Here is a 25,320-nt window from a genome sequence, read left to right as displayed (position 1 = left end):
ACCTATGAAGAAAACAACTATATACGTTCTCGTCCTTATTGCGTTCGCTTCAAGCGTGGCGCTAGGGCAGCAAAGAGATTCCATTGCTGCTTCTGTGCCCACTGCCAGCGACGCCTGGACATTAAAACAATGCATTGACTATGCACTTGCCAATAGCCTTACCGTACAGCGAAGCACGTATGGTGTAGAATCGGCAGAAGTAGACTATCATCAGTCCAGAGCTAACCTGCTGCCCAATTTGAATGGAAGTATTTCTACCGGCTACAACTGGGGACGTTCCGTTAACCCGGTAACGAACCAGTTTACCACACAGGAGATCAATTTCATCAGTCCTGGTGCGCAGGCATCGTGGGTACTGTTCAACGGTATGCGTATACAAAACACGATCAAGCAGAACGATCGGGCACTACAGGCTTCAAAGTTTGACCTCGAAAAAGCCAAGAACGATCTTATGCTAAACGTGGCTTCTTTGTTTGTCAATGTTCAGTTCAATAAGGAACGTTTGCAGAACGCGCGCTATCAATTGAGTTCCAGCCAGCAGCAGTATGAGCGTACGAAGAAACAGGTAGCGGCGGGAGCGCTTCCAAAGGCCAATGAGCTTAACCTGGATGCACAGGTTGCAACTAACGAAGTAAACCTTGTGACCGCAGAGAATGCCCTGGCGCTTTCACTGCTGCAACTGAAGCAGGCTTTGCAACTGCCAGCGGCGACACCACTTGATATCGTGATGCCGGAAATTGGAATAGAGGACCTTGTTCTCGATCAGCAGCGCCAGGAGATTTACCTGGTAGCCAAAGAAACGCTTCCGGAAATAAAGAGTGCTACGTTGAAAACTGAGAGTGCCAACTATGGAGTCAAGGCGCAAAAAGGATCATTCTATCCCAGACTTAGCCTTAACGGTTCTGTAAACTCAAATTATTCAAGTGCGTCCGACAGACAACGGTTTGTTGCCGATGGAGGCGATCCTACCATTACGTATCCACAGATCGGTGTCGTCGGTGGACCAGGGGGTGCGCCAGTGTACACGACCGACCCAGTTTCTGCGCCATCAGGCTACTTTGTAGATGGATACGGCAGGAGAGACCAATTGCAGGATAACATATTCCGCCAGGTGAGTCTGTCTTTGACCATTCCTATTTTCAACAACCTCTCAACGCGTTCTTCCTACCAGCGCCAGGTGATCAACCGTCAATTGGCCGAGGTGTCTGCGAAAGAGATTGACAACACGCTCAGACAAAATGTAGAGACTTCGTATAACGATGCCGTTGCAGCATGGAAAACGTATAATTCATCGCTGCGTCAGGTAAGCGCCCGTGAGGAGGCATTTCGTATGACGAAACAACGTTTCGATATCGGTGCTACTCCTTATGTTGAATATCAGGTAGCTGAAAATGATCTCTTCCAGGCACGGACTGATCTCGCTCGTGCCAAGTACGACTTTATATTGAAAAAGAAAGTGCTCGATTTCTATCAGGGTAAACCAGTGGAATACTAACCTACACACACAATGTCCAAGCAGAAGAAAAAATCAAACAAACTCATTTACTACCTGATCGGCTTCATTGTCGTACTGCTAGCGTTTTTCGCGGTAGGTTCAGCGATGGGGTGGATCGGAAAACCGAAAGAAATCGAAGTAGAACTGGCGAAAGCCAAGCGAGTGACGATTATAGAAAAGGTAAGTGCATCTGGAACCGTGCAACCTGTTACCGAGGTTAAGATTGCGCCCGAAGTATCTGGTGAGATTATCGACCTGTTAATAGAAGAAGGTGATTCCGTGAAGAAGGGAGTGCCATTGGTTAAGATACGTCCGGATACCTGGCAAAGTCAGCTGGAACGTGCAGAGGCGAGTCTCAGCCAGCAACAAGCCAACCTGGAACAGGCAAGGGCAGGTCTGTCGCGATCCCAGGCTACGTTGATTCGTTCTGAAGCAGAATACAAACGAAATCAGAAGCTTTTTGATGAGAAAGTTATCTCAGATGCAGACTGGCAACTGGCCAAACAGAACTTCGAAGTGGCAAAGAATGATGTTTCATCTTCGGAACAGCAAGTGGAGGCAGCGAAGTTTATCATTCGCAGTTCTCAGGCATCGTTGAGTGAGGCGCGTGAACAGTTCCGGAAAACATCTGTCGTGGCGCCTATGGATGGCGTTGTATCGAAGCTTATCGTTAAGAATGGTGAACGCGTCGTTGGTACAGCAACCATGACAGGTACTGAAATGCTGCGCATTGCTGATCTTCATAAAATGGAGGTGCGCGTTGATGTGAATGAGAACGACATCGTTCGTGTTCATGTGGGTGATACTGCCGTAATCGATGTAGATGCCTATTCAACACAGAACAAAGAGTTCAAGGGTATCGTGACGCTGATTGCCAACACTGCAAAGGACAAGACTTCGACGGACGCTATCACTGAATTCGAAGTTCGTATTCTCATTTTGTCGTTTTCTTATGAGGACCTCGTGAAAGCTGGAAACAAGTTTCCGTTCCGGCCGGGTATGACGGCGAGCGTCGACATTTTAACGCAGCGTAAACCAAATGCGCTCTCAGTACCTCTTGCCGCGGTGACCACGCGTGATCCAAATGCGCCAGCAGAAGGAGAGGGGCCACCCAAGAATGGAAACAATAACAATAACAACAACAATCAGCAGAACAACGACAAGAAGCCGGCAAACGCCAAGGCAGATAAAACCGTCATTTTTGTAAACGAAAAAGGCACGGCAAAAATGATTGAAGTAAAAACAGGAATTAGCGATTACGATAACATCGAAATCGTATCCGGAATCAGCGACAGCACCGAAGTTGTGACGGGGCCGTTTTTGGCTGTATCCAAACGTTTGAAGGAAGGAGACAAGATTAAGAAGCTTGAAAAGAAGGAAGAGACGAAGAAGTAACAGCTGATATCTATCTCGACGAAGGATGATATCAATCTTTATATGGAAGGGCCCCGACGCATCAACGTCGGGGCTTTTTGTTTAGTTTTGTATCAAATTATTACGTTATGATACTGCATCCTTGGCACGAAGTCTCAGTTGGTGATCAGGCGCCCGAATTTGTGAATGGAATAATAGAGATTCCGAAAGGTTCACGGGCCAAGTACGAAATTGATAAAGCCAGCGGACTGGTAAAACTCGACCGCGTTTTGAGCGCGTCGATGTATTATCCATTGAATTATGGTTTTATTCCTCAGACATTGGGAGAAGATCACGATCCTCTCGATATCGTTGTGTTAACTTCTGTTACTGTTTTTCCTGGTTGTCTTATTCCATCTCGCGTCATCGGCGTAATGCGAATGATCGACAAAGGAGAAGCGGATGATAAGATCATCGCAGTGGCAGAGCAGGACGTCACCGTTAGCCACATTGAAGATGTCGACCATCTTCCAAACTATCTCCGCGAAGAGTTGAAGCACTTCTTCGAAAACTACAAGACACTCGAAAACAAGATCGTTGTCGTTGATGAGTTTCAATCCAAACAAAAGGCCATTGAAATCATCGAGCAAAGCATAGCTTTGTATAAAAGGACATACGGTGAGGATAGGGTTCGACGCGAAGCGCTTGTTTAATAACTTTACCGGCTTAGGAAACTACAGCCGGTTTGTTGTTCAGGCATTGCTTGAATTTGAACGCAATGAAAACCTGATCCTGTTTTCTCCAAAGACGGAAAAGCGGGATCATTCCGACATACGACCAATTGCCACTGCGCCTCAGGTCGAAATCGTAACGCCACCGGCACTATACCGTTGGACGAAAACGACTTCGCTGTGGCGCAGTTTTGGTATTGGAGGTTCCTCCCAGGCCGCTCAGCTCGATGTGTTTCATGGCCTTAGCCAGGAACTGCCGTCAGGTCTTCCATCGCGTGTTAAGAAAGTCGTTACTGTTCACGACCTGATTTTCCTTCGCTTCCCGGAATTGTATAGTCGAATCGATGCGCGGATTTATACGCATAAGGTGGCGAAGGCTTGTAAAGAGGCTGACGTAGTGGTTGCTATCAGTCAGCAAACAGCTCAGGACGTAATGTCTTTCCTGGGTACGCCTGAATCGAAGATCAAAGTTATTTATCAGGGCACGCATCCACAGTTTACAAGGCCCGTTGGTCTTGAACAGATCATCAGTACCAGAAGGAAGTGGTCGTTGCCCGACGAATACATATTGACTGTTGGGACCGTTGAGCCGCGCAAAAACATGTTAACTGCGGTGAGGGCACTGGCTAAACTTTCGTCTGATATAAGACCGTCGCTCGTGATCGTAGGACGGGAAACTGCGTATAAGCATACCGTTGCACAGGAGGCGGATGCACTTGGAGTATCTGATAAGGTGATCTTTCTGCACAAGGTTCCATTTGCTGATCTGCCAGCATTATACCAGGGAGCCACTCTTTTTGTATACCCATCACTATTCGAAGGCTTCGGGATACCAATCGTTGAAGCAATGCAGTCAGGCGTTCCGGTGGTAACCTCAACGGGCTCATGCTTCAGCGAAGCGGGAGGTCCCGGGACGCTATACGCGGACCCCACTGATGCCAGCGAACTAGCATCAAAAATGCTCCAGGTACTGGCGAATCCTTTGCAACGGACGTCGACGATAAATGAAGGTAAGGCGTACGTGAAAAGGTTTACACCTCAGAAGATCGCAGCCGACCTGATGGCCGTGTACCGAAGTTGATCTACCATGGACCTATGGTGGACCAACGGTGGACCTTTGGTGAGCGGCGTGAGAGTGGAGGACTAAGGCCCAATTCAAACTGAAGTCCAACTCTTCAGGTGCTGATAGACAATATGGATTGGCAATCCCATCACATTGAAGTAGCTGCCCTCGATCTTTTGAATCGCGATCATGCCTATCCAATCCTGCGCGCCGTAGGCACCCGCCTTATCGTAGGGCTTGTAATTGTCAACATAATGCTCAATCTCTTCGCGCGTCAGCGACTGGAAGGTCACCAAAGTGCTCTCATCGAATGATTCCTCACGTTCGCGTGAAATGATGCATACCCCTGTCATCACCAGATGTGTTCTTCCAGAAAGCGTTGTCAGCATCCTGATCGCCTCATTCCTGTCTGCTGGTTTATTGACAATGTTTTCATCAACGATTACAACCGTGTCTGCAGCGACGATCACTTCGTTCTTCATCGTTGGCCGAAAGTATTCCGCCTTCTTTTCAGCCAGGTATCTTGCTACCTGGTGAATAGGGAGTTCTTGCGGCCACGACTCATCAACGTCAGGTTTTTCAACTCTGAACTTAAAGCCCGCCTCGCTCATTAAATATTGCCGGCGTGGACTGCTGGATGCAAGTATCAAATTCATAAGATGATGGTATTGTGATTTAACGGCGTTCCACTTTCGTTGTTAATGTAACTTTCAGAAAGGCTCGACATGTGACGAGATAAACTCTTCATCAAGTATCGACGAGAACAAAAGACCAGCTATAACCTTAGGATAAAAGTACGTGGATTTCTGGGGAAGTGTATAGCCGCTCGCACATACCCGTTTTACGTCTTCAATGTCGACTTCATTGGTAATGATTGCTGCATGCGCTTTTCCTGTGTTAACCTGTTGTACGCAATCGGAGAAACTTCTGTCGAATGTTACGTTAGGGGAAGTACGCTGATCTTTACCCGGTATGCCAAGGACCTTTTCAATAATGAAGAAGTGAAGGACCGTGAGGTCAAGCCTCTTGATCATGTCGGGGAATCGCCAGTTCATGCTTTCGAATACTTCCGGCCTCAGTGTGATGCGATAACCCTTCTCCGGCAGAAGAAGTCCGAATGTCCACGGTTTCCCGGCAATAACGTCATTTAGATTGTCGATATCATCGATTTCGCGGATGTGAAAGTAGGCACCAAGCGTTCGCAGAAAATCTGTTTCATTCCAGGATGCCATGTTTTGGATCACACGGTGTGTCGGAAGAATTACGAGATCTTCGGCCTCTGTATTGGTAAAATACATCAGGTGATAATTGTAAGGTTCACGGCCCGTATGAGAAGGATTGGCCGCGCGTGATCTCTCCAGATATCGGAGCGACCCTTCGTACCGATGATGACCATCGGCCAGAATTATTTTCTTACCGGCCATGAACTGGATGAAGCGATTCACAATTTCATAGTCGTGGATAACGGCAATTACATCGCGAACTCCCTGGTAATCCTCCGTCTCACAAAGCGGATTGGCAATGGCAAGATCCATTAGCTTTTCGAGTTCGAAATCCGGATCTGTATATAGCCCATGCGTTGCACTTGCATGCAGCTTCGTCTTGTCCAGCAATTCGATGCGGTCATTGACGGCATTAGGAATCGTATTTTCATGTCGCAGGATCACACCGTCTTCCCAGGCGTGGGTGCGTACATGAGCGATAAACCCCTTGCGGCAATACTGACGCGACGAGCCATGCAACCTGAAGTACTGATAGTATACATAAATGCCATAGAGATGATCCTGCTTAAGAACGCCTCGCGCTTTCCAGCTGGCGAGGAGTTCTGCCGCACCGGCTGGCCCCATGTGTTCCGGAACGTTTAGATGAATACTGTTCAATGGATTGCGATATAACTGTTGCCTCTGTCGTGAAGACACGACATCGAAGAGAGGAGACACCAGCGAATCGATATCTTTATTCAGCTCGCGGCTGTATCGCCACGCACGTAAGGGAAGGATTTCAGCCATAGCCGTTCGCCATTTTAGGCGTGCGACTGCGAATGTAGGACTATTTTATGACCACCTTGGCGGTACGGTACTTATTTCCACTGAGCATTCTGAGAATGTAAAGCCCGGGAGCCGGCTGCTTCAACGTGATGCGCTGCACATCATCTTCAGTAAACTTATCATATGCAACGGACTGACCTGTGGAATTGAAAATGACCATTTCTTCAAATGAATCGGCAACTGTAAATGACCCACTGCTTGGATTAGGATAAACCCCAACTTCCGAGGCATCTTCTACGCCCGTAACTACCGTTCCTTTACCAAATACAGGGCGTATCATTAAGCTTCCGGCGATATCAGTGCTGGCCCCCCAGGTACCGTTGGTATTCACGAAGATCTGGTCGCCACTGTTGTTATTGTAGTCAAGCCCCACCTTCAACGTACCGCCTACTGGAGCTTTCCAGCCAATGTGGAAACGACGTTCGACAAGGAATGGCTCGGCAATCTTTATTCGCTGAAATATGTTTTCGCCTTTTCGTTGAATTGAAAAACTCGGAATGGTGTAAACGGCGACGCCCGGCAATCCATCCACATCTGTATAGATTGAAAAATCGACCGTAAGATTACTCGGCAACCCGTAGTCAGGTACATAAATGTCTATCGCTGTAAGCGTGTCGGCATCTACGGACAATAAGTCGAACGCAATGGCCGCACGGTTGCCTGCCTGGGTGAGCCCGGCCGCATATTCCGCAACGCCATCGTCATACGCATAGTATTTGCTTAATCGATATTTGGTATACGTAGTATCGTTAACACGGAAGTCGATTGGCAAATAGTTCATGTCGTAGTCGTGCGCAATACCACCTGTCTTTGGATCGAACGTATCACCCGTAAACAACCTTACCTTAAGTTTCAGATCGACCGAGTCGGCTGAAGGATCAAATTGTGCCGGATCGGAAGCATTTGGTACATACTCGAGATTAACGGTTCGCTTTTCCAGTGGAAAGATTATACCGCTCCCATCGTCGTTGATCGCTGAGGTGTCGTTGCCACCGAGATTCGACAAGTAGGTCTTAATGGGCACCCCATCGATGTAATTGACAAACGTTCCTTCTGTCAGGTATGCCAGATCTGTGTACTCGTTTAAGTTGTTGGAGACCTGAAACGAAGGCTTCTCAATCCCACTTGTGTTCAGGAAATGTTCGTAGGGTATCGATTGATATTTTCCAAACAAACTGGAAAGGACCGATGATATTGCCTGATCGGGGAAGTCGAGGTCGTCCGGATTTCGTCTCTTGTTGAGATAAACATAATCAACGTTCCATGTATCATATGGCCCCGACTGTCGGCCGTAGTTCCTGAACCGGAATTGAAATTCGTCATGAAAGTATTCTTCACCGCTTACCTGCAGGATGGTATCATAGAATTGCGTTCGATCAAATGATGAACGTGGCGTGATGGCCAATACCTGCTTCCAAGCACCAGACGAATTCTTGAATTCTACTCCGAGATAATCAGCTGCATCGGGTGGCTCGCCATTGCCCTGCCATTGATAGAAGAAACTCAGATAGACAGTGAGACGCTCAGCAATGGTGACAGATGATTCACCCAGCAGAATGGGTAAGGAGGTAAGTTCGTCTCGCATGCCGTTCACCAGGATCTGCGATTGATACGGTAAGAAAGCAGAATCCAATCCGTCAAAAGTAGCAACATTGATGGACGGGGCATTTATCGCGAGGCCGTCATTAAGCCATACCGCTTTTTTGCCCGCGGGCTCCCATAGCGAGTCTACAGGTAAATTAGAGTAGACACTTGTATCATTCATGAGTGCTCCTGAGAAGTCATCAAAGAAGGGGAGCGACTTTGCCGTGGCCTGAGTACGTGCACCTGGAGTGCGCTTCAATTGTTTGCCAGGAGAATTGGTAGATTGTGTTTTGGGAAGCTCAAACTTTTTTAATTGTGCGAGGGCACACGAATAGGACGCCAGTAGAAAAACAGCCGAAACGAACAGATATAGATGAAAGCGTTGCCCTGCGTACCGCACGAATTCAGTTATTCAGGTTCATTAGGATTATTCAGGTTCATTAGGATTGTCGTCGACATCGCCATCGACGGTCGTTCCGGGTTTGCCTATCCAGAGTTCAACGACATCACCCACCTTCATATTTTCACCGGCAGCAGGCTTTTGTTTGATTACAACGCCGCCTCCTGTGGTGTCACCCACGATGTGTACCTCGCCAAGGTTGTAATTGTATCCAAAGATGAGAAACTTAGCATCTTCCAACGACATCCCGACATACTCCGTAGGAGGCACACCACCAGGCCCGTCTTTACCGCTTCCATCCATAACAACCAGGTCGATCGTAGCACCCTTAGGTACCTGATCGCCCGCCTGAATGCGATTGCCGCGGTACTTCATCTCTTTTACAATGTTGAAAGGTCCGGGTACAAGCTCAATGCTTCCGCGCTTGAGTTCATTACTTCTAAGCACAGCGTCGGCGTTAACAACCGAGCCATCAACCAATGCGGGTACAGGTACCGTTGGAGGCGTGCTCCGGTTCACGGAAATAAAAATCTTTCGCCCTTCTTTAACCTTTGAGCCGGCCTGAGGGAATTGCTTCAATACGGTGTTGGGCGGCTGATCCGCAGAATATGCTGAATCGTTAACTTCGTATCTCAGATTGCGCTTCACCAGAAAATCTTCGAGCTTATTCACCTGCATGCCCTCGATGCTCGGAACCGTTATCACAATCCCGTGGTTCGTAGTGCTGGGGAGATACGCAAAGAAATACAGTACAAGCAGTATTAATAGCAGCCCGGCCGCCAGCAGAAAATGCATGATCAGGCCGCCGAGTGTATCTGTCTTGAATTTTCTTATGTCAAACTTCATATCCGTGGTCTTTCCGAGACCATTGTGGGCAAAAAATTATGAAAATTGCCAGGTCCCGGACCAGGCAAATATAAGCCATCAGAACTTCAGCGACGACTGAAAATCCCTTTCTATGCGTTTACTCCTGTCGTAACGCTCCTGAGCAAGGTTAAGCAGCTTTGTAATGAGATTCGGGAAGCTGATTCCGCGTTCCTTCCACATCATCGGGTACATGCTGGAGTTCGTAAAGCCAGGAATGGTATTGATCTCGTTGATGTAAACATTGCCCTTTTTGTCGAGAAACAGGTCCACGCGTGAGAAGTCTTCGCAATGCAATGCCTCGAAAGCTTTCTTCGATACTTTTCTGATCTTTTCAGCTGCAGCCTTCGTCAACTTCGCGGGCACGTCGATACGCACGGCCTCAGGATCTACATACTTCGCGTCGAAGGTGTAGAACTCGTAGGCCTTGCTGATCACAATTTCGCCAGGATACGATGCCTCGGCGGGCGAGTTGCCCAAAAGAGCACACTCTATCTCGCGCCCGGTAACGAACTGCTCTGCAAGCATCTCATCGTCGTACCGGAACGCTTCTTCAACTGCTTTCTTAAAATCCTTCCTGCTCTTCACTTTCGTTACTCCAACAGAAGAGCCAAGGCTGGCCGACTTCACCATAAACGGAAGGCCCAGCTTCTTGCTGATTGCATTAAAGCTGATCTTGTCCTTATCATCATAGCGGAAGGTGAGAAACTCTGTAACGGGAAGCCCTGCTTCCTTGAGCAGCCGCTTGGCCACAATCTTGTTCATTGACAATGCAGATCCCAGCACTCCTGTCCCAACCATTGGAAGGTCCATCGCCTTCAGCAACCCTTGAATGCTGCCATCTTCGCCATCCGTTCCATGGAGAACAGGAAAAACGATATCAACTGTTACACTCGCTCCGTCGTCAAGTTTGGTAAAAGAAGGCTTAGAAGGGTCAAGCACGAGCGCCACAGGACTGCCCGTCTCGATCTCTTTTGATACGGTGCTGGTCAGATACCATTTCCCTGACTTAGCGATGCCGATGGGAACTGCGTCGTATTTCTTCTTGTCTAAATATTCAAAGATGTTTCGGGCCGAATTTACTGATACGGCATGTTCGACTGATCTGCCCCCGTAAAGGATAGCTACCTTTTTCCTGCTGGCCATGAATTGGTTGTCTAAAATGACGCAAGATAATGAAATGATTCATTCTCCACAGACACCCGGCCAGTGATGAAAGCTGTCTGCCGATTTCAAGTGCTTCATCAGGGCGACTAGCAATGATCTTTACCGGATGATAAATCTGTCTATATACACCTTGCTGCTGCCGGTAGTTGCGCGGACATAGTAAAGGCCGGCACGTTGCGTCAGGTCGAACGTGTACGTTTGGTTAAGCACATTTTCCAACTGATAAGTTATCATTACACGTCCCATATTATCAATGATATCTATGCGCACTTCGTCCTTGTCAGGTAGATCAAATGTCACATTCAATGGTTCATTCACCGGGACAGTGGGATAGATTTCCATACCTCCGGTGATCAGCACAGGATTGTTCGAAAGAAAAAATTCTATGTTGTCAATGTACAGGTTGTTGCCCTGACCACTTCTGAAAACAAAGGCAATCCTTGCCGATGTAACCCCGGCAAGATCAGAGAGACTGACATTATTGTTTCTCGTCCAGTCGGAATCTGACGATGGCTTCCAGGATGTTTCGCTTGTTCGGCCCTTCGCCAGCGTACCTGAACCTGCTCTGAACAGAGTGTCCGTAAAAGTCAGTCCACAATCGCGCGAGGCAAGGATGTACAACATATCGCTGGCTCCCGAGCGCGACGCGTATGAATGGTCGTAGCGAAGGAGTCCGTCATTGATGTCTGTGAAGTCGAGCAAGGGGCTCACCAGCCAGGCCTGATCGCCCTCGGTACTGACAAATGCATTGGCTACAATGGCCGGATCATTGTTGACCGTTACGATTTCCCAACTCATATCGCCATTTGGATTTACAGCGACCCAGTTTCCAAAACTGCTGCTTTCAAAACGCTGGCGCGTGGGGAGCTCTTCAGTGGCCTCATCAAATACAGCTGTCATTTCGACTTCATTGTTACCAGGAAAGAAGTCGGGCACACCGTTGGGACTGGACAGCGTGATTTTAATCTGATTGGCGCCCGCGGTAAGGGTCACGAAATTGAGAGCAATATCGGCTGATGTATTTCCGGGAATGTCGAGGTTGTCGAATGTTTGCGCGTAACTGGTCCCGTTAACTACTGCGGTAATTGTAAGCTTATTTACCAGAGTGCCGGCATTAAAGATACGAACAACAGGGGCAACCTGACTTGTACACACTACTGGCGACGGCTGCAATATCTGTGACGCCACAACATCGGCAATAGGAGATGTGGTCAGTCCAATGTTGTCGACATACAAATTGTTTCCCCAGTCGTTAATTCCTACAAACGCAAGCTGAAGATTGCTTTGACCGATGTATTGCGACAGGTCCACGATTTCGGTTCTCCACTCACCCGACGATGCAGGTGAATAGGAGGAAGAGGTGGCACTTGCTGTAGAGAGTGCGCTACCGGATTTGTTGTATATGACCACGCCGTCTTCGAGAGTTGTGTTGCAGTTGGTTAGCAGGAGAACCTGTAGCGCATCAGTGCTGGAGCCATACTGCGCATAAGCCACATCAAATTTCAGCAATGCGGCGGGCGCCGAAGAGAGATCAAATGAGGGGCTGACAATAGCGTCAAGCTCTCCCACATGATCTTCGTAGTCGTAAAAATTCATTCGGGCTGCATTGCCATTCGGCGTAGACGTATTGAACAGTGCCCAGGTCAGATCCTGATCGGGGTTGGTAATGTCCCAGTTTGCAGGCATCGTGTTGAATGTCTCAAAAAACGGAAGTGAAATGCTGTTGGGCACATCGAAAGTGCGGGAAGCATTGTTGTTGGAAGATTGTCCATCAGCCACTCCGTTGGTCAGCAGAATTTCGATCGAGATGTTATGCGTGCCACTGGTAAATGAAACGTTTGAAAAAGTGATGTTGGCCGATTGGAGGTTTTCAAGCGCCGGAGAGAAATTGAAATCCCTTGTCTCTGCTATAGCACCGTCTTTACGTATACGCAGCCGCGCTGATGATACAACGTTGCTGCCATAATTGCGCACTTCAAACTGAGGACCGAAAGCTCCGGTACATTCACCAGTCGCTGGCCGAATGATTTCTTTCACGCCAAGGTCGTTGGCAATGGGAGAGGGATTATTTAATCCATGTGATGATGTAAGGCTGGCGCGCCGGGGGCTATTCGCAATTACAATATCCATACGTGCCACTTGTCCCTGCGTAAACAGGTTCATACAAGCGTCGTTGGTGTAGTCAAGGTAGTTCTGAAACATCGACGTAACGTCGCATGTAACACGGGGATGCGTAGGGCATCCGCCAGTGCTTCCTGCCTGATTGGGAGTATCATCAACGTAGTCCGTGCCAGTACATGCGTTATCATCATCGCCCCAGATGTGGTTCAAGCCGAAAAAATGTCCAACCTCATGAGTGGCAGTTCTTCCTTTGTTGTAAACGTTCTGGAGGATGAAGTTTCCATCGTCGGATGAGCCGAACGCATTATAAGCTATTACGACACCATCGGTGAGCCGGTTAGTTGATGAGTTCTCCAAGCCAGGGAGAGCGGATACAGGGAATTGAGAATATCCGAGGAAGTCGGTCAGTTTACAAACCCAGATGTTGAGATAGTCTTCGGAAGGCCAATAGCTAAGTGCTTTGAGCTGATAGTTGTCGTTCATCGTCCATGACGATTTCGTGCCCCTGGTGCGGACAATACCCGTAGTGGCCAGCCCCTCGGGGTCCTGCTTTGCCATGACAAATTCTACATCAAAAGCACCTGCCAGCGGAAGAAATTCGGAGGGAGTATTTCCTGCGTCGGCATTAAGGCGATTGTAGTCTTTGTTAAGGACCGACAGTTGGGATAATATTTGAGCATCGGGGATGTTCGTTCCGGAGCCAACGGCCTCACCGTTGTGAATTACGTGTACGACGACCGGAATCTGATAAGTAGCCTGCGTGCGTCCCTCGCGACGGAGCAAACGCTGAAGACGCTTTTGGTCAATCCATCGTTCAAAACCTTCCTTGCTTTCACGAAGTTGATTTTGCTGACGCAACTGTTTAACGTACTCAACAGTTCCACAACGATCCTGAGCGATCCCGCTCATACATATTAACACAACGCACAATGCCGAGAACAGAGCTTTCCGCACACCCAGGTATTGAAAAGTACAGTCTCAAATATAAGAAATAAATAAAGGCACAACAGATTGCTCTATCGTGCCTCTCTCTAACCACCAAACGTTTCTATTTCAGTTCTTTAAGCCATACAGTGGCGAACTCGCGGGCGGCATCCACCACTGGCTTTCCTGCCCGATAAGCCATTTTCCACTCGTCAGATTTCTTTTCGTAGGCAGGGTTGTTGAATTTCTTAAGGCCATATGCGTCGTGAACTGCGGCATTGTAGTCAACGTCTGCAGTAACCGCGAGGAATGTTTCAAGGCGTGTTTTAATCATCGACTGATAATTTTCAGGATATGTCTTTTGCCACGTTGCAAGATTGGTTTCATAAGTCTGCATGGCTGTCTGATGATTGAACTTTTCTCCTTCGGCCATATAGTTTAGCATTTCACTTTCAGGATTCTTGTAATCCTGTAACTGCTCATTGAACATCTTAATAACGTCTTTCATTGACTCCTGCATCTCGGCAGACAATCCCTTCATGCTCTTCTCAGTATCAGCGATCGATTTTTCTATCGTTGCAATCTGAGCCGCTTGTATTTCTTCCTTGGTGCGAGCAGGTGCTGGCGCTGCGGGCTTTTGCTGCTCGCGGGCTTGCTTATACGCATCCTGAAATTCAGGGGTGGTCACGTATGATTTGGCATAAGCCATTGCGTCATTGGCAACCGCTACGCGATCACCTGTTGCAATCTTTTTTGCAGCGGATGCTCCATAGGTATATACGTATCCTTCAATAAAGCTTTTGCGAATGTTCTCAGTTCCTCTTGCTTCGGAAATGCCCAGCTGACTCCAGAACTTGCCAGGCAGTGTAGCATAAGTGAATGAAAGATTGGCAACGCCTGCGGCAGCCAGGGCAACACCTGCGACGAGCATTGCAATGCGACCGTTAAGCTTGAGGTTAGATTTCATATCTCTGATGTTTTTTGAATGCAAACGCAACAGAAAGCATCAGGGATGTACGCGAAAAGTAGCATCACGTACGCTAAACGGAATTTGCGCGGAAGCGCAATCGTCTAGTGACAGATCGTCTAGTGATTGATTGGTGTGAGGTTGATTACTTCGATGGCCTTGATCTGCGGAACATCGCGCTTAATAGCGGCCTCAACTCCCGCCTTAAACGTCATCGTTGACATACTGCAATTACCGCAGGCGCCAACAAACTCCAGTCTAACAACATGATCGTCACTGATATCCTTTATCTGGACATCGCCACCGTCTGCCTTAAGGTAAGGACGGATTGAATCAAGAGAGGCTTCAACCTTTTGTGCCAGTTCCAGGGCTGTGTTGCTCATTGTATTTTTATTTCTACGCGTTGAGTCTGTGCAAAATTAGCATTTCTTATGGCAATCTGACGTGCCAGCGTCTTCATCACATCAATAAAAGCTTCGCTCATGGCTCCGGTCTTCATGACAGCCGGTAATCCGCTATCGCCACTCTCCCTTATGCCCTGAACGAGAGGGACATGGCCCAGCAAGGGAACACTGTACTTGTCGGCAAGAGCCTGACCTCCGCCGTTGCCAAAGATGTAATACTTATTCTCAGGCAACTCCTCCGGAGTAAACCACGCCATATTTTCAACCACTCCGAGGATCGGAACGTTTATTTGCGGTTGCCGGAACATCGCCATGGCCTTGTTGGCATCGGCCAGAGCCACCTTCTGAGGCGTCGTGACAATTACGGCACCGGTTACCGGAACGGTCTGCACCAAAGTAAGATGAATATCGCTGGTACCAGGAGGCAGGTCGATCAGCAGATAGTCAAGATCTCCCCATTCCGTGTCGCTGAAGAATTGTTTCAGCGCCGAGCTTGCCATCGGACCACGCCAGAGGATGGCACTATCGGGCGGAGTCAAAAAACCTATGGAAAGCAGCTTCACGCCGTATTGTTCGATAGGAAGAATGATGTTCTTGCCGTTGACATTTTTAACAGGAGGCTGCTCAAACTCGCAGTTGAACATCGTGGGAATAGAGGGGCCGAAAATATCAGCATCAATGAGGCCTACTTTCGCACCACTTTGAGCCAGAGCCACCGCCAGATTGGATGTGACCGTAGACTTTCCCACACCGCCCTTTCCAGACGCTATCGCGATGATGTTCTTCACGTTTGGAAGCAATGGAGCATTCTGACGGGCCGATGTAACGTTTGAAGTCATCAAAATATTAATGAGCACTCCCGGGCCGGTCACCTCGCGAACGGCGGCTTCGCAATCGCGCTTGATCACCTCCCGCAAAGGGCAGGCAGGCGTTGTGAGCACAACCGTAAAACTGACGTTGTCGGAATAGACCTTAACATCCCGTATCATGTTGAGAGTCACGAGGTCGCGTTTGAGGTCCGGGTCCTCAACCTTAGACAACGCGCGAATAATGTCTTCTTGGGTAAAACTCATTTATACTCTGGAATGTTAAGATTGCGGCCGCAATTTAGGGGAAACATCGAAATAGCTTAAATCTAATGCTGTGATCGTATTATGTACTTAACCAGTATCTTTGAAACAAAGTTTGGCAAGAAGCAGGATTCTGCGGCGTGATATCCAGGGACACAATAGACGAGATCAAGAGTCGCATCGATATTGTCGATGTAGTGGGTGACTTTGTCACCCTGAAACGCTCGGGCCAGAACTATAAGGCCCTGAGCCCCTTCACGCATGAAAAGACGGCATCGTTCTATGTCGTTCCCTCGAAAGGAATTTTTAAAGACTTCAGTAGCGGCAAGGGAGGCGATGGTATTACGTTCGTGATGGAGCACGAGGGGATGAGCTATCTCGAGGCGCTTCGGTATCTCGCACGAAAGTACGGGGTTGAAATCAAGGAAGATGTTCGTGAAGTCACCCTTGAGCACACGGAGCGCGATAGTCTTTACATCCTGATGAACTATGCCAAAGACCATTACAGACATCTTCTGTTTGAATCCGAAGAGGGACAGAGTATTGGTCTTACCTATTTCCGGGAGCGCGGATTCAACGATCGCATTATCGAGAAGTTCGAACTTGGATATGCCCTGAATGAATGGGAAGGCCTGAAGCGTAAGGCGTTGTCGGAGGGCCACAGCGAGGCCATGCTGGAGAAAGCTGGTCTGGTGGTTAGAAAGGACGAAAGAACGTATGATCGTTTCCGCGGCAGGGTAATATTTCCTGTCCATAACCTGGCAGGAAAAGTTATTGCCTTCGGGGCGCGTATTCTTACAAAAGAAAAGGACCAGCCTAAGTATATAAACTCTCCCGAGACGGAGATCTATCACAAGAGCAACGTCCTGTATGGATTGTTTCAGGGGAAGAATGCGATCCGTCGTGAGGGGTTTGCTTATCTGGTAGAGGGTTACACGGATGTCATCTCCATGCACTTGTCGGATATCGACAACGTTGTGGCATCGTCTGGTACGGCGCTTACAGAAGAACAAATCAAACTGATGCGTCGCTTTACGAACGACGTAACAGTGTTGTTCGATGGCGATGCCGCTGGTATCAAAGCCGCGCTTCGCGGCATCGATCTCGTCCTGAAGGGCGGTCTTAATGTGCGCGTCGTTCTGCTTCCCGATGGGGAAGATCCCGATAGTTTTTCGAAGAAGCAGGGAAGCGCTGCGCTGAAAGAGTTTCTCAAGGAGCACACACAGGACTTCATTTCTTACAAGATCGATCTCTACGCGAAAGACGCGCGTGATCCTGCAAAGAAGGCGGAGGCCATCCGTGATATTATCACAAGCATTTCTTTGATACCTGACGCCATCAAACGCTCAGTGTACATTCAGGAGACGAGCCAGTTGCTCAAAATGCCGGAAGATGTTCTGGTGGCGGAGCTGAACAAGATTGTTATCACCGAACGAAGCAAGAGCGAGAAGGCTCAGCCTGGTCCAAGACAGGAGGCGGGTTCAAAAGGTGATCAGTTTGTTGCTGCGGTTCAGGCAGAACTAGCTGAAGCCCCGACAGATTTATCCAGTATTGTACAGCTGCAGGAGCGGGAGTCGATCAGACTTCTTCTCAATTATGCAGAAAGCGCCTATGATGAGGAACGGGTAGTTGACTTTATGGTGGCCGAACTTGAAGATGTAGTTTTCACGAGCCCCCTATACGCAGAAATATACAATCACTTTCGCAATGGTATCCGCGATGGTGTTACTGTCGATACACTGTATTTCATGGAACACGGATCGGAAGCTGTTAAGAATGAAGTTGCTGCCTTAACGACCTCCCGATATGAAGCTTCAAAACACTGGAACGACAAGTATCACATTTATATCCCTACCGAGAAGGAGGTGTTGCGGGATTTGGCCTACACCAACGTCCTTCGGCTGAAATTCAGGGTCATACAAAAGATGACCGATGATAATTTAGTACAGATGAAAAATGCGACAACTGATGAAGACCTTGACCGATTCTTCACCATCCACGAACAGCTAAAAGGTGCCGAGCGGGAATTGGCCAGCGTATTGGGAATAGTCGTGCCGAAATAGACCCTCATTGAAGCATGGCAAATGAACCCCAGCCCATCTGGAACATAGAACAACTTATTAATGTTATATATCGATAGATACAACGCCCATTATTTATGAGTGACAGCAGTTTGAATACGATTGAGGAGGCAGTAGAGGATATTAAGAACGGCAAGGTTATCATCGTTGTTGACGATGAGGATCGTGAAAATGAGGGCGACTTTATTTGCGCGGCCGAGTGTGTGACGCCCGAGATTGTCAATTTCATGGCAACGCATGGTCGGGGTCTGATCTGTGCGCCCATAATAGAGGATCGCTGCACCGAACTGGGGCTTGAACTGATGGTCGGTCAAAATACCGCCGTGTTCGAGACGCCATTCACGGTGTCGGTAGATCTCATAGGTCATGGATGCGGAACGGGCATCTCAGCTCACGATCGCTTTAAGACAATACGGGCCCTGGTTGACCCGGCAACGAAGCCTGAGGAGCTTGGCCGCCCGGGACACATATTCCCGCTGAAAGCAAAGCGAGGAGGCGTCCTGCATCGCTCTGGTCACACTGAAGCTGCGATCGACTTTGCGCGACTGGCCGGATTTAAGCCCGGCGGTGTCCTTGTTGAAATTATGAACGAGGATGGCACGATGGCGAGACTACCCGATCTGGTAAAAGTTGCCAAGCGCTTTGATCTCAAACTGGTATCGATCAAGGACCTGATTGAATACCGAATTAAGAAGGAATCACTGATCAAGCGGGAAATTGAAGTTGACATGCCCACAGAGCATGGCCATTTTAAGTTGGTAGCATTCGATCAGCTCAATACGAACGAGGTACATTTAGCGTTGGTAAAAGGAACGTGGAAGAAAGATGAACCAGTACTTGTACGAGTGCACTCATCTTGTGTAACAGGTGACATTTTTGGATCGTGCAGATGTGATTGTGGTACTCAGTTGCACAAAGCCATGGAGATGGTAGACCGTGAAGGCAGGGGTGTAGTGCTTTACATGAAGCAGGAGGGACGTGGAATTGGGTTGCTCAACAAGTTGAGGGCTTATAAGCTGCAGGAGGAAGGCCTCGATACCGTGGAAGCTAACCTGAAATTAGGATTTGACATGGATGAGCGTGACTACGGAATCGGAGCACAGATCCTGCGGAACCTTGGCATTACGAAGATCCGTCTTATTACTAACAATCCTAAGAAGCGGGTGGGTCTCATGGGCTACGGTCTTGAAATTGTAGATAATGTGGCAATCGAAGTAGATCCGAACCCGCACAACGAAAAATACCTCGAAACCAAACGCGATAAACTCGGCCACACCATTTTGCGTAGAACTAAGTAGATCGCGCAGCAAGAAAAAATATCGCTCACGGATTCGAAACAGCCCGAACATGCGACCCTGGATTTCTATATTCTTTTTGGGAGGTTTACTGCTCCTTTCTTCAGCAGCAATGTGCCAGCCGTGGCCGTCGGAGCTATGGCACGACGGTAAGCTGGTGTTGGATAGTGGCGACACGCTGAAGGGTCAGATCAAGTACGATCTGAAGCAGGACCTCATTCAATACAATGTTCCCAATCAGCGTACCGATGCTTTCAGTTCCCGGAAGGTTGTGTTCTTTGAGATCTTCGATGTAACCGTCAAGCGGTACCGGCAGTTTTTCGCTCTTCCTTACACAAATCAAGGGCAGTATCGGACCCCAGTGTTCTTTGAATTATTGACAGAGGGGAAGCTGACCTTGCTTGCAAGGGAATCAGTTGAATTCAGGACATATACATCTCCGTATTACCTTGGATCGTATTCCCGCGAAGTACTGGTCAATCGTTACTTCTTTCTCGACAATGACGGAAACATAGAAGAGTTTAAGGGATCGAAGGCAGACTTGTTGAGCCTGATGGGCAAAAAGTCTGATGATGTCGAGAAGTACATGAAGACCAATCGACTGAAGATTGACGACAAATACGATTTTGTGAAGATTGTCGCCTATTACAATTCGATCTAGCATCGATTCGCGCTGACAGGCGATTGCACTATTTTATTTATTGGAAGAGCATGCGGTATGTATTGTCTTCCGGACGACTTTTGCATTCTACATTAGGCGATGTCCCTCAAATTTTTTTTATTGCCTTTTTACAACCATGAAGCCACTTATTCTTGTCTCGAACGATGACGGTATCACGTCAAAGGGAATTCTCACGCTCATCAATGTGATGAAGACAATGGGAGAAGTAATTGTTGTAGCACCCAATAGTCCCCAGTCGGGCATGGGCCACGCGATTACAGTAGGGGAGACGTTGCGACTGGAGGAGAACTTTATTTTCGACGGCGTCAAAGCATTCGAGTGTTCGGGCACTCCTGCCGACTGTGTTAAAATGGCCAGGCACTTTGTTCTTAAGGATGCGCGTCAACCTGATATTGTTGTGAGCGGCGTAAATCATGGAAGCAATACATCAATCAGTGTTCTCTATTCCGGTACCATGTCTGCGGCCATCGAAGGTGCTATCGAAGGCACACCGGCCATCGGATTTTCGCTGGCGGACTTTGGACATGATGCCGACTTTAGTCACACCGAGGCTTACATCCGTAAGATCACCCAACAGGTGCTCGATCGTGGATTACCTAAAGGTGTAGCCCTGAACGTTAATTTCCCTCCAAAGAGAAACGAGCCATTAAAAGGCGTTCGCATCTGCCGTCAGGCAAATGCGAAGTGGGTTGAAGATTTTGATGTACGCGTCGATCCGAACGGCAGGCGATACTTCTGGATGGTTGGTAACTTTGTTAACTTCGACAAGGGTGAGGACAACGATGAATGGGCAATAGCTAATAACTATGTTGCAGTAGTGCCCGTGCAATTCGATCTTACAGCACACCAGGCAATCCCTGTGTTGAATGAAGAGTGGGAGATCGTTTAGGTAACTCTATTAATGCGTCCGTAAGTTCTATCGCATGGGAGGACTGACAAAAGTCTCCTCAGACAAATCATCCTGACGGAAGCAAGGAGAGTATTGCTGTGTAACGTATTGTCAACCGATTAATATCAAACAGTTACTTATAATATGTGCCACTACTTCGCCCGAATACCGTCGTTTCTTCACCGATCTTCACACCTTCTGATCTTTGCTGTCCTTTTTCTGGTCGTCACTTCTGTTCACGCGCAGAAGAAAAGGATTCTGATCTACACCCATAACGGAAAGGGTTATGTGCATGAAAATATAGCAGCGAGTGTAGCAGCTTTAACCAAGCTTTGCACAGCGAACAAGTGGGCGGTTGAGTCGTCGGATAGCCCAACGGTATTTACACCGGAGAATCTTAAAAGGTTTGACTGCATCATCTTCTCCAATACAAATAACGAAGGATTTGATACCGAGGATCAGAAGGCGGCTTTTATGGCTTACACGCGCGCGGGTGGGGGCTTTGTCGGGATTCATTCTGCATCAGGTTCCGAACGGAAGTGGCCATGGTTCGCCGCGATGCTTGGAGGTCGTTTCGTAAGGCACCCGGAGTTGCAGCCGTTTACCATCAAGGTGGTCGACAAAAAGCACCAGGCAACAAAGTTCCTTGGCGACACGTGGGCATGGGAGGACGAGTGCTATTATACCAACAATCTCAATCCTGATATTCACGTCCTTCTCGCTGCAGATCTCAGCACAATCAAAGACGATAAGAAGATCGAATACCCCGGACAAGTTTTCGGCGATTACTTTCCGTTATCGTGGTGCCATGAATTCGATGGTGGCCGCCAGTTCTACACAGCGCTCGGCCATAAGGCGGAATACTATCAGGATGAGAAGTTTCTGAATCATATCAAGGGGGGAATAGAGTGGGTAATTAAGAATTAAGAATTAAGAGTTAAGAATTAGCAGGCAGCCTTTCGGCTGATTGCACGTCACGACCGTAGGTCGTGATAGCGAATTCTTAATTCTTAATTCTTAATTTTTGATTTTTATCCTCGCTCAGTTGAACGAGAACGGTACCTCCGCATAAGTTTTGTCCCAGCCCAGGCGCATCACTCCACTCTTGTCGCCAGTTGATTCGAACTGAATGCTGAAATTTTCAAGCGGTTCACTTAGAGTTCCCACTTTCGCTGGTACTCGTAGCACATCGTGTTCTGCGATGTACTTGTACGCTCCCCAATAGTCAACGTCAGAATTCAGGATGATGGTCCATTCAGTTTCGTTTGGAATACTAAACAGCGAGTAGCTTCCGGCCTTTACGGTCTTTCCGCCCAGCGTTACATCCTGATAAAATTTGATCTCGTTTGATTCATTTGCCCCCGTGCGCCACACCTGTCCATAGGGAACAAGCTTGCCGAAAACATCGCGTCCATTCTTAAGTGGTCTGCTGTATGTAACCCGGATTATGGCTTTGTCACCTGGCTTTCGATCATGAGCGAAATGATCGGGAAAGTATGCCATGTCCATTGGACTCTTATCCGGCTTTCTGAAAGTTTGTGCGTGCACCCCGATGGTGAGGCATAACATCGCACAAAGGATCCACGCTGACTTTTTCATAGATGTGTTGGTTTGAGTAGTTGCTTAAAGGTGTATTGGTTAGAGTGATAATATGCAATCTTTTTGCCGCATTCAGAACTAAACCGGATCGACATCAGCAATAATGCGGAGATTCTTGAACGATTTCGATTGGAGTACTGAATTGATAATGCCTTCCAGCTGCTTTTTCAATTCATCGAGTGCAATACCTGCCCTGGGAACCTTGATCAGTATGTTCATCAGATATTGATTCCGGACTTTGGCGACCATCGGCTCGCCCGGTCCAAGAACACGAACCGATGCAAGGCCCCGCCGCACCCGTTCAAAAAGGTCAAGTGCTGCATTCCTGCATGTAGCCTTGTCGCTGTGTTTGACGGTGACTTCAATGAGTCTGGTAAAGGGCGGATAGCCGTGCACTTTGCGGTCTTCCAGCTGGCTTCCATAAAAACCCAGGATGTCCTGCCTGAGAATAGTTTGCAGTAACGGATGGTCGACACTGGAAGTTTGAATGACCACCGTGCCAGGCGTACTTCTGCGGCCGGCGCGTCCGCTCACCTGTGTAATCAACTGAAACGCACGCTCATAAGATCTGAAGTCAGGGAAGTGAATCATGCGGTCAGCATTAAAAATCCCCACCAGGCTCACACCGTCGAAGTCGAGACCTTTCGTGACCATCTGTGTGCCTACGAGAATGTTTGTTTCACCTTTTTCGAATTCGTCTATAATCGATTCGTAGGCAGTCCTGTTTCTTGTAGTGTCAAGATCCATGCGTCGCACGCTGGCATCGGGAAATTGAAGAGTCAGCTCTTCCTCCAACTTTTCAGTACCGTAGCCTACAGTTTTTAGTCGCGTCGACGAACAAGACGGACATTTTTCAGGCAATGATTCGCGATAGCCACAATAATGACAAATCATGGCACGGCGGTATTGATGATAGGTGAGACTCACTGCGCAGTTTATGCACTTGGGCACCCAGCCGCAGTCTTCACAGTTCACCATAGGGGAATATCCACGTCTGTTTTGAAAAACGATGACCTGCTCTTTCCGGGACAACGCCTCGGCTATGTGCCGAAGTAATACCTGGGAGAACTCCCCTTTGATTGTCTTTCGTATTCGAGCCTCGTGCATGTCAGCAAGTACTACCGTTGGCAACTGTGCCGAACCAAAGCGCTTGCTCAGCGACACATATCCATATTTCCCCTGTTGTGCCTGAAACCAGGATTCAAGCGATGGCGTCGCGGAGCCCAGGATAACTTTCGCATGATGAAACTGCCCCATGACCAATGCCACGTCCCGTGCATTGTATCTAGGCGCCGGTTCCTGCTGCTTATATGACGCGTCGTGTTCTTCGTCTACAATGATCAAACCAAGGCTGTCGAATGGCAGAAATATAGAAGACCGGACACCTACGATGAATTTGAGATTTCCGTTCAGCACACCTTTCCATATCTCCACCCGCTCATTGTCAGAGAATCGTGAATGATAGACGCCCATTGAATTGCCGAAGACCCGCCTCAGCCTCTGTACAACCTGAGTTGTGAGTGCTATTTCAGGAAGCAGATAGAGTACCTGATTTCCTCCCTCCAATGCCTGCCTGATCAGATGGATGTATACTTCAGTCTTCCCGCTGCCTGTAATGCCATGAAGCAGCAATGCCGGCTTTTGTTGCAGCTGGTTAGTAATGTCCACTAAGGCTGCGTGCTGTTCGTCGCTGAGTTGACTGACTGTTCCCGACTCTGTCGGCGCATCGGCGAACCGTGACACAAGCACCTGAAACAATTCGAATACACCGTTCTTAATGAGCGTGTTTAATGACGACTCGGACAGGTCGGGCTCAAGTAACTGCTTCCGGCCGAGGCCTGCTTTATTCCTGTTTGCGTCAGTCAATATTGGAACTTCCTGCAAGTACCTCAGCACAACCTCCTCCTGCTTAGGCTTTAATGAAAGTGTATTGAACAGCGCTTCTAAGGCTTCCGGGGTTGCATATTCCGAAGTTAACCTGACTCGCATCTCCGTTTTCGGTTTGTACTTCTCCCGCACTTCCTCGTAAAGGATTACTGCCTCTTTTGCAACGAGCGACTTAAGTATGCTATAAGGATGTTTGATATCCAGTAGCTTCGATACGGCAGAGTAGTCCAGCGAGTCTGCTTCCAGGTTCTTTAGTAAGATGAGTTCCTTTTCGGAAAAGGGAAGATTACTCTCTTCAAGATTGAATGCGGGATGCAGTTGAACGCGTGATTCACTTCCCAACTTCAAACCACTGGGAAGCCCTGCGTTCAGCACTTCCCCAAGGCTACACAGATAGTAATCTTTGATCCATTGAAAGAGTTTTAGCTGAACGTCGGTAACAACAGGAAATTCGTCAAGTAACTCCAGCAGATATTTTGCTTCGTATTGAGTAGGCGGCTGTTCGTGGAGATTCAGAATTACACCTGTAAGAATCTTCCGATCGCCAAACTGAACAATGGCACGCTGACCCTTCATCACGCGATCATTCATGTTGAAGGGCACACGATAGGTGAACAACCTTGGAACAGGAACCGGTAATAGAAGCTCTGCGAAAAGTGTTATGCGATGGTGACCTGTATTTTCCTCCACGTTCGA

20 protein-coding genes are annotated in these 25,320 nt (G+C 48.2%); 9 read left to right on the top strand and 11 right to left on the bottom strand.

The features are described from left to right. Positions 1–4: 4 nt before the first annotated feature. From WBG78_RS29650 to WBG78_RS29635, 4 genes are all read left to right on the top strand, one after another. A complete protein-coding gene (locus WBG78_RS29650; protein WP_337330168.1) occupies positions 5–1,495 on the top strand; it encodes a TolC family protein in 1,491 nt (496 codons plus the stop codon). 12 nt (positions 1,496–1,507) lie between these two features. Continuing rightward, positions 1,508–2,890 carry an efflux RND transporter periplasmic adaptor subunit gene (locus WBG78_RS29645; protein ID WP_337330167.1) on the top strand — a complete coding sequence of 461 codons (1,383 nt, stop codon included), beginning with the start codon at positions 1,508–1,510 and terminating at the stop codon, positions 2,888–2,890. Positions 2,891–2,997: 107 nt separating this feature from the next. Next, positions 2,998–3,561, top strand: a complete 564-nt coding sequence (locus WBG78_RS29640; RefSeq protein ID WP_337330166.1) for an inorganic diphosphatase — start codon at positions 2,998–3,000, stop codon at positions 3,559–3,561. After that, the gene (locus tag WBG78_RS29635) at positions 3,527–4,660 is read left to right on the top strand and encodes a glycosyltransferase family 4 protein (RefSeq protein ID WP_337330165.1); all 1,134 of its coding nucleotides are present in this window, start codon (positions 3,527–3,529) and stop codon (positions 4,658–4,660) included. The genes WBG78_RS29640 and WBG78_RS29635 overlap by 35 nt, the downstream gene beginning before the upstream one ends. A gap of 74 nt (positions 4,661–4,734) precedes the next feature. Here WBG78_RS29635 and WBG78_RS29630 read toward each other — a convergent pair whose 3' ends face one another. From WBG78_RS29630 to WBG78_RS29590, 9 genes are all read right to left on the bottom strand, one after another. Then, positions 4,735–5,298 (bottom strand): Maf family nucleotide pyrophosphatase, encoded by a 564-nt coding sequence (locus WBG78_RS29630; RefSeq protein WP_337330164.1) that lies wholly within the window; start codon positions 5,296–5,298, stop codon positions 4,735–4,737. A gap of 54 nt (positions 5,299–5,352) precedes the next feature. Continuing rightward, positions 5,353–6,651 carry a DUF1015 domain-containing protein gene (locus WBG78_RS29625; RefSeq protein ID WP_337330163.1) on the bottom strand — a complete coding sequence of 433 codons (1,299 nt, stop codon included), beginning with the start codon at positions 6,649–6,651 and terminating at the stop codon, positions 5,353–5,355. 40 nt (positions 6,652–6,691) lie between these two features. Further along, positions 6,692–8,674, bottom strand: coding sequence for a T9SS type A sorting domain-containing protein (locus WBG78_RS29620; RefSeq protein ID WP_337330162.1), 1,983 nt, complete (start codon positions 8,672–8,674; stop codon positions 6,692–6,694). Between the two features lie 27 nt (positions 8,675–8,701). After that, entirely contained in the window at positions 8,702–9,520 is an 819-nt protein-coding gene (locus WBG78_RS29615; RefSeq protein ID WP_337330161.1) for a PASTA domain-containing protein, read from the bottom strand. 78 nt (positions 9,521–9,598) lie between these two features. After that, a complete protein-coding gene (locus tag WBG78_RS29610; RefSeq protein WP_337330160.1) occupies positions 9,599–10,684 on the bottom strand; it encodes a D-alanine--D-alanine ligase family protein in 1,086 nt (361 codons plus the stop codon). A 120-nt stretch (positions 10,685–10,804) separates the two neighbouring features. Continuing rightward, on the bottom strand, positions 10,805–13,735 hold the full coding sequence (locus WBG78_RS29605; protein WP_337330159.1) for a T9SS-dependent choice-of-anchor J family protein: 2,931 nt from the start codon (positions 13,733–13,735) through the stop codon (positions 10,805–10,807). A 139-nt stretch (positions 13,736–13,874) separates the two neighbouring features. After that, the gene (locus WBG78_RS29600) at positions 13,875–14,717 is read right to left on the bottom strand and encodes a hypothetical protein (RefSeq protein ID WP_337330158.1); all 843 of its coding nucleotides are present in this window, start codon (positions 14,715–14,717) and stop codon (positions 13,875–13,877) included. Positions 14,718–14,836: 119 nt separating this feature from the next. Continuing rightward, a complete protein-coding gene (locus WBG78_RS29595; protein WP_337330157.1) occupies positions 14,837–15,100 on the bottom strand; it encodes a NifU family protein in 264 nt (87 codons plus the stop codon). Beyond that, complete coding sequence (locus WBG78_RS29590; RefSeq protein ID WP_337330156.1) at positions 15,097–16,194, bottom strand: Mrp/NBP35 family ATP-binding protein; 1,098 nt, start codon at positions 16,192–16,194, stop codon at positions 15,097–15,099. Before WBG78_RS29590 ends, WBG78_RS29595 begins: the two co-directional genes overlap by 4 nt. A 137-nt stretch (positions 16,195–16,331) precedes the next feature. Here WBG78_RS29590 and dnaG point away from each other — a divergent pair, with 137 nt between their 5' ends. The 5 genes from dnaG to WBG78_RS29565 all read left to right on the top strand — a co-directional run bounded on the left by dnaG (position 16,332) and on the right by WBG78_RS29565 (position 22,065). Continuing rightward, positions 16,332–18,254 carry a DNA primase gene (dnaG, locus tag WBG78_RS29585; protein WP_337330155.1) on the top strand — a complete coding sequence of 641 codons (1,923 nt, stop codon included), beginning with the start codon at positions 16,332–16,334 and terminating at the stop codon, positions 18,252–18,254. 95 nt (positions 18,255–18,349) lie between these two features. After that, on the top strand, positions 18,350–19,570 hold the full coding sequence (locus WBG78_RS29580; RefSeq protein WP_337330154.1) for a bifunctional 3,4-dihydroxy-2-butanone-4-phosphate synthase/GTP cyclohydrolase II: 1,221 nt from the start codon (positions 18,350–18,352) through the stop codon (positions 19,568–19,570). A gap of 49 nt (positions 19,571–19,619) precedes the next feature. Continuing rightward, complete coding sequence (locus WBG78_RS29575) at positions 19,620–20,228, top strand: hypothetical protein (RefSeq protein ID WP_337330153.1); 609 nt, start codon at positions 19,620–19,622, stop codon at positions 20,226–20,228. 136 nt (positions 20,229–20,364) lie between these two features. After that, on the top strand, positions 20,365–21,138 hold the full coding sequence (gene surE / locus WBG78_RS29570) for a 5'/3'-nucleotidase SurE (RefSeq protein WP_337330152.1): 774 nt from the start codon (positions 20,365–20,367) through the stop codon (positions 21,136–21,138). Between the two features lie 144 nt (positions 21,139–21,282). Further along, positions 21,283–22,065: a ThuA domain-containing protein gene (locus WBG78_RS29565; RefSeq protein ID WP_337330151.1), complete on the top strand. Its 783-nt coding sequence runs from the start codon at positions 21,283–21,285 to the stop codon at positions 22,063–22,065. A 114-nt stretch (positions 22,066–22,179) separates the two neighbouring features. Here the strand turns inward: WBG78_RS29565 and WBG78_RS29560 are convergent, their stop codons facing one another. Both WBG78_RS29560 and priA read right to left on the bottom strand, forming a co-directional pair. Next, positions 22,180–22,737 carry a DUF2911 domain-containing protein gene (locus WBG78_RS29560; RefSeq protein ID WP_337330150.1) on the bottom strand — a complete coding sequence of 186 codons (558 nt, stop codon included), beginning with the start codon at positions 22,735–22,737 and terminating at the stop codon, positions 22,180–22,182. Between the two features lie 78 nt (positions 22,738–22,815). After that, positions 22,816–25,314 carry a replication restart helicase PriA gene (gene priA, locus WBG78_RS29555; protein WP_337330149.1) on the bottom strand — a complete coding sequence of 833 codons (2,499 nt, stop codon included), beginning with the start codon at positions 25,312–25,314 and terminating at the stop codon, positions 22,816–22,818. Between the last annotated feature and the right edge of the window lie 6 nt (positions 25,315–25,320).

Origin of the sequence: Chryseolinea sp. T2, from assembly GCF_037203685.1 — a bacterium.
Classification (GTDB): Bacteria; Bacteroidota; Bacteroidia; order Cytophagales; family Cyclobacteriaceae; genus Chryseolinea.
Note: the sequence above shows the minus strand (reverse complement) of the source record. Positions and strands in the feature narration are given on the sequence as shown.

Excerpts from the sequence above, each read along its gene's own strand:
- WBG78_RS29645 (WP_337330167.1), top strand. The coding sequence starts at position 1,508 with ATGTCCAAGCAGAAGAAAAAATCAAACAAACTCATTTACTACCTGATC.
- WBG78_RS29625 (WP_337330163.1), bottom strand. The coding sequence starts at position 6,651 with ATGGCTGAAATCCTTCCCTTACGTGCGTGGCGATACAGCCGCGAGCTG.
- WBG78_RS29565 (WP_337330151.1), top strand. The coding sequence starts at position 21,283 with ATGTGCCACTACTTCGCCCGAATACCGTCGTTTCTTCACCGATCTTCA.
- WBG78_RS29595 (WP_337330157.1), bottom strand. The coding sequence starts at position 15,100 with ATGAGCAACACAGCCCTGGAACTGGCACAAAAGGTTGAAGCCTCTCTT.
- WBG78_RS29650 (WP_337330168.1), top strand. The coding sequence starts at position 5 with ATGAAGAAAACAACTATATACGTTCTCGTCCTTATTGCGTTCGCTTCA.
- WBG78_RS29610 (WP_337330160.1), bottom strand. The coding sequence starts at position 10,684 with ATGGCCAGCAGGAAAAAGGTAGCTATCCTTTACGGGGGCAGATCAGTC.
- WBG78_RS29615 (WP_337330161.1), bottom strand. The coding sequence starts at position 9,520 with ATGAAGTTTGACATAAGAAAATTCAAGACAGATACACTCGGCGGCCTG.
- WBG78_RS29575 (WP_337330153.1), top strand. The coding sequence starts at position 19,620 with ATGCGACCCTGGATTTCTATATTCTTTTTGGGAGGTTTACTGCTCCTT.
- WBG78_RS29640 (WP_337330166.1), top strand. The coding sequence starts at position 2,998 with ATGATACTGCATCCTTGGCACGAAGTCTCAGTTGGTGATCAGGCGCCC.
- WBG78_RS29590 (WP_337330156.1), bottom strand. The coding sequence starts at position 16,194 with ATGAGTTTTACCCAAGAAGACATTATTCGCGCGTTGTCTAAGGTTGAG.
- WBG78_RS29560 (WP_337330150.1), bottom strand. The coding sequence starts at position 22,737 with ATGAAAAAGTCAGCGTGGATCCTTTGTGCGATGTTATGCCTCACCATC.
- surE (WP_337330152.1), top strand. The coding sequence starts at position 20,365 with ATGAAGCCACTTATTCTTGTCTCGAACGATGACGGTATCACGTCAAAG.
- WBG78_RS29630 (WP_337330164.1), bottom strand. The coding sequence starts at position 5,298 with ATGAATTTGATACTTGCATCCAGCAGTCCACGCCGGCAATATTTAATG.
- WBG78_RS29580 (WP_337330154.1), top strand. The coding sequence starts at position 18,350 with ATGAGTGACAGCAGTTTGAATACGATTGAGGAGGCAGTAGAGGATATT.
- WBG78_RS29600 (WP_337330158.1), bottom strand. The coding sequence starts at position 14,717 with ATGAAATCTAACCTCAAGCTTAACGGTCGCATTGCAATGCTCGTCGCA.
- WBG78_RS29605 (WP_337330159.1), bottom strand. The coding sequence starts at position 13,735 with ATGAGCGGGATCGCTCAGGATCGTTGTGGAACTGTTGAGTACGTTAAA.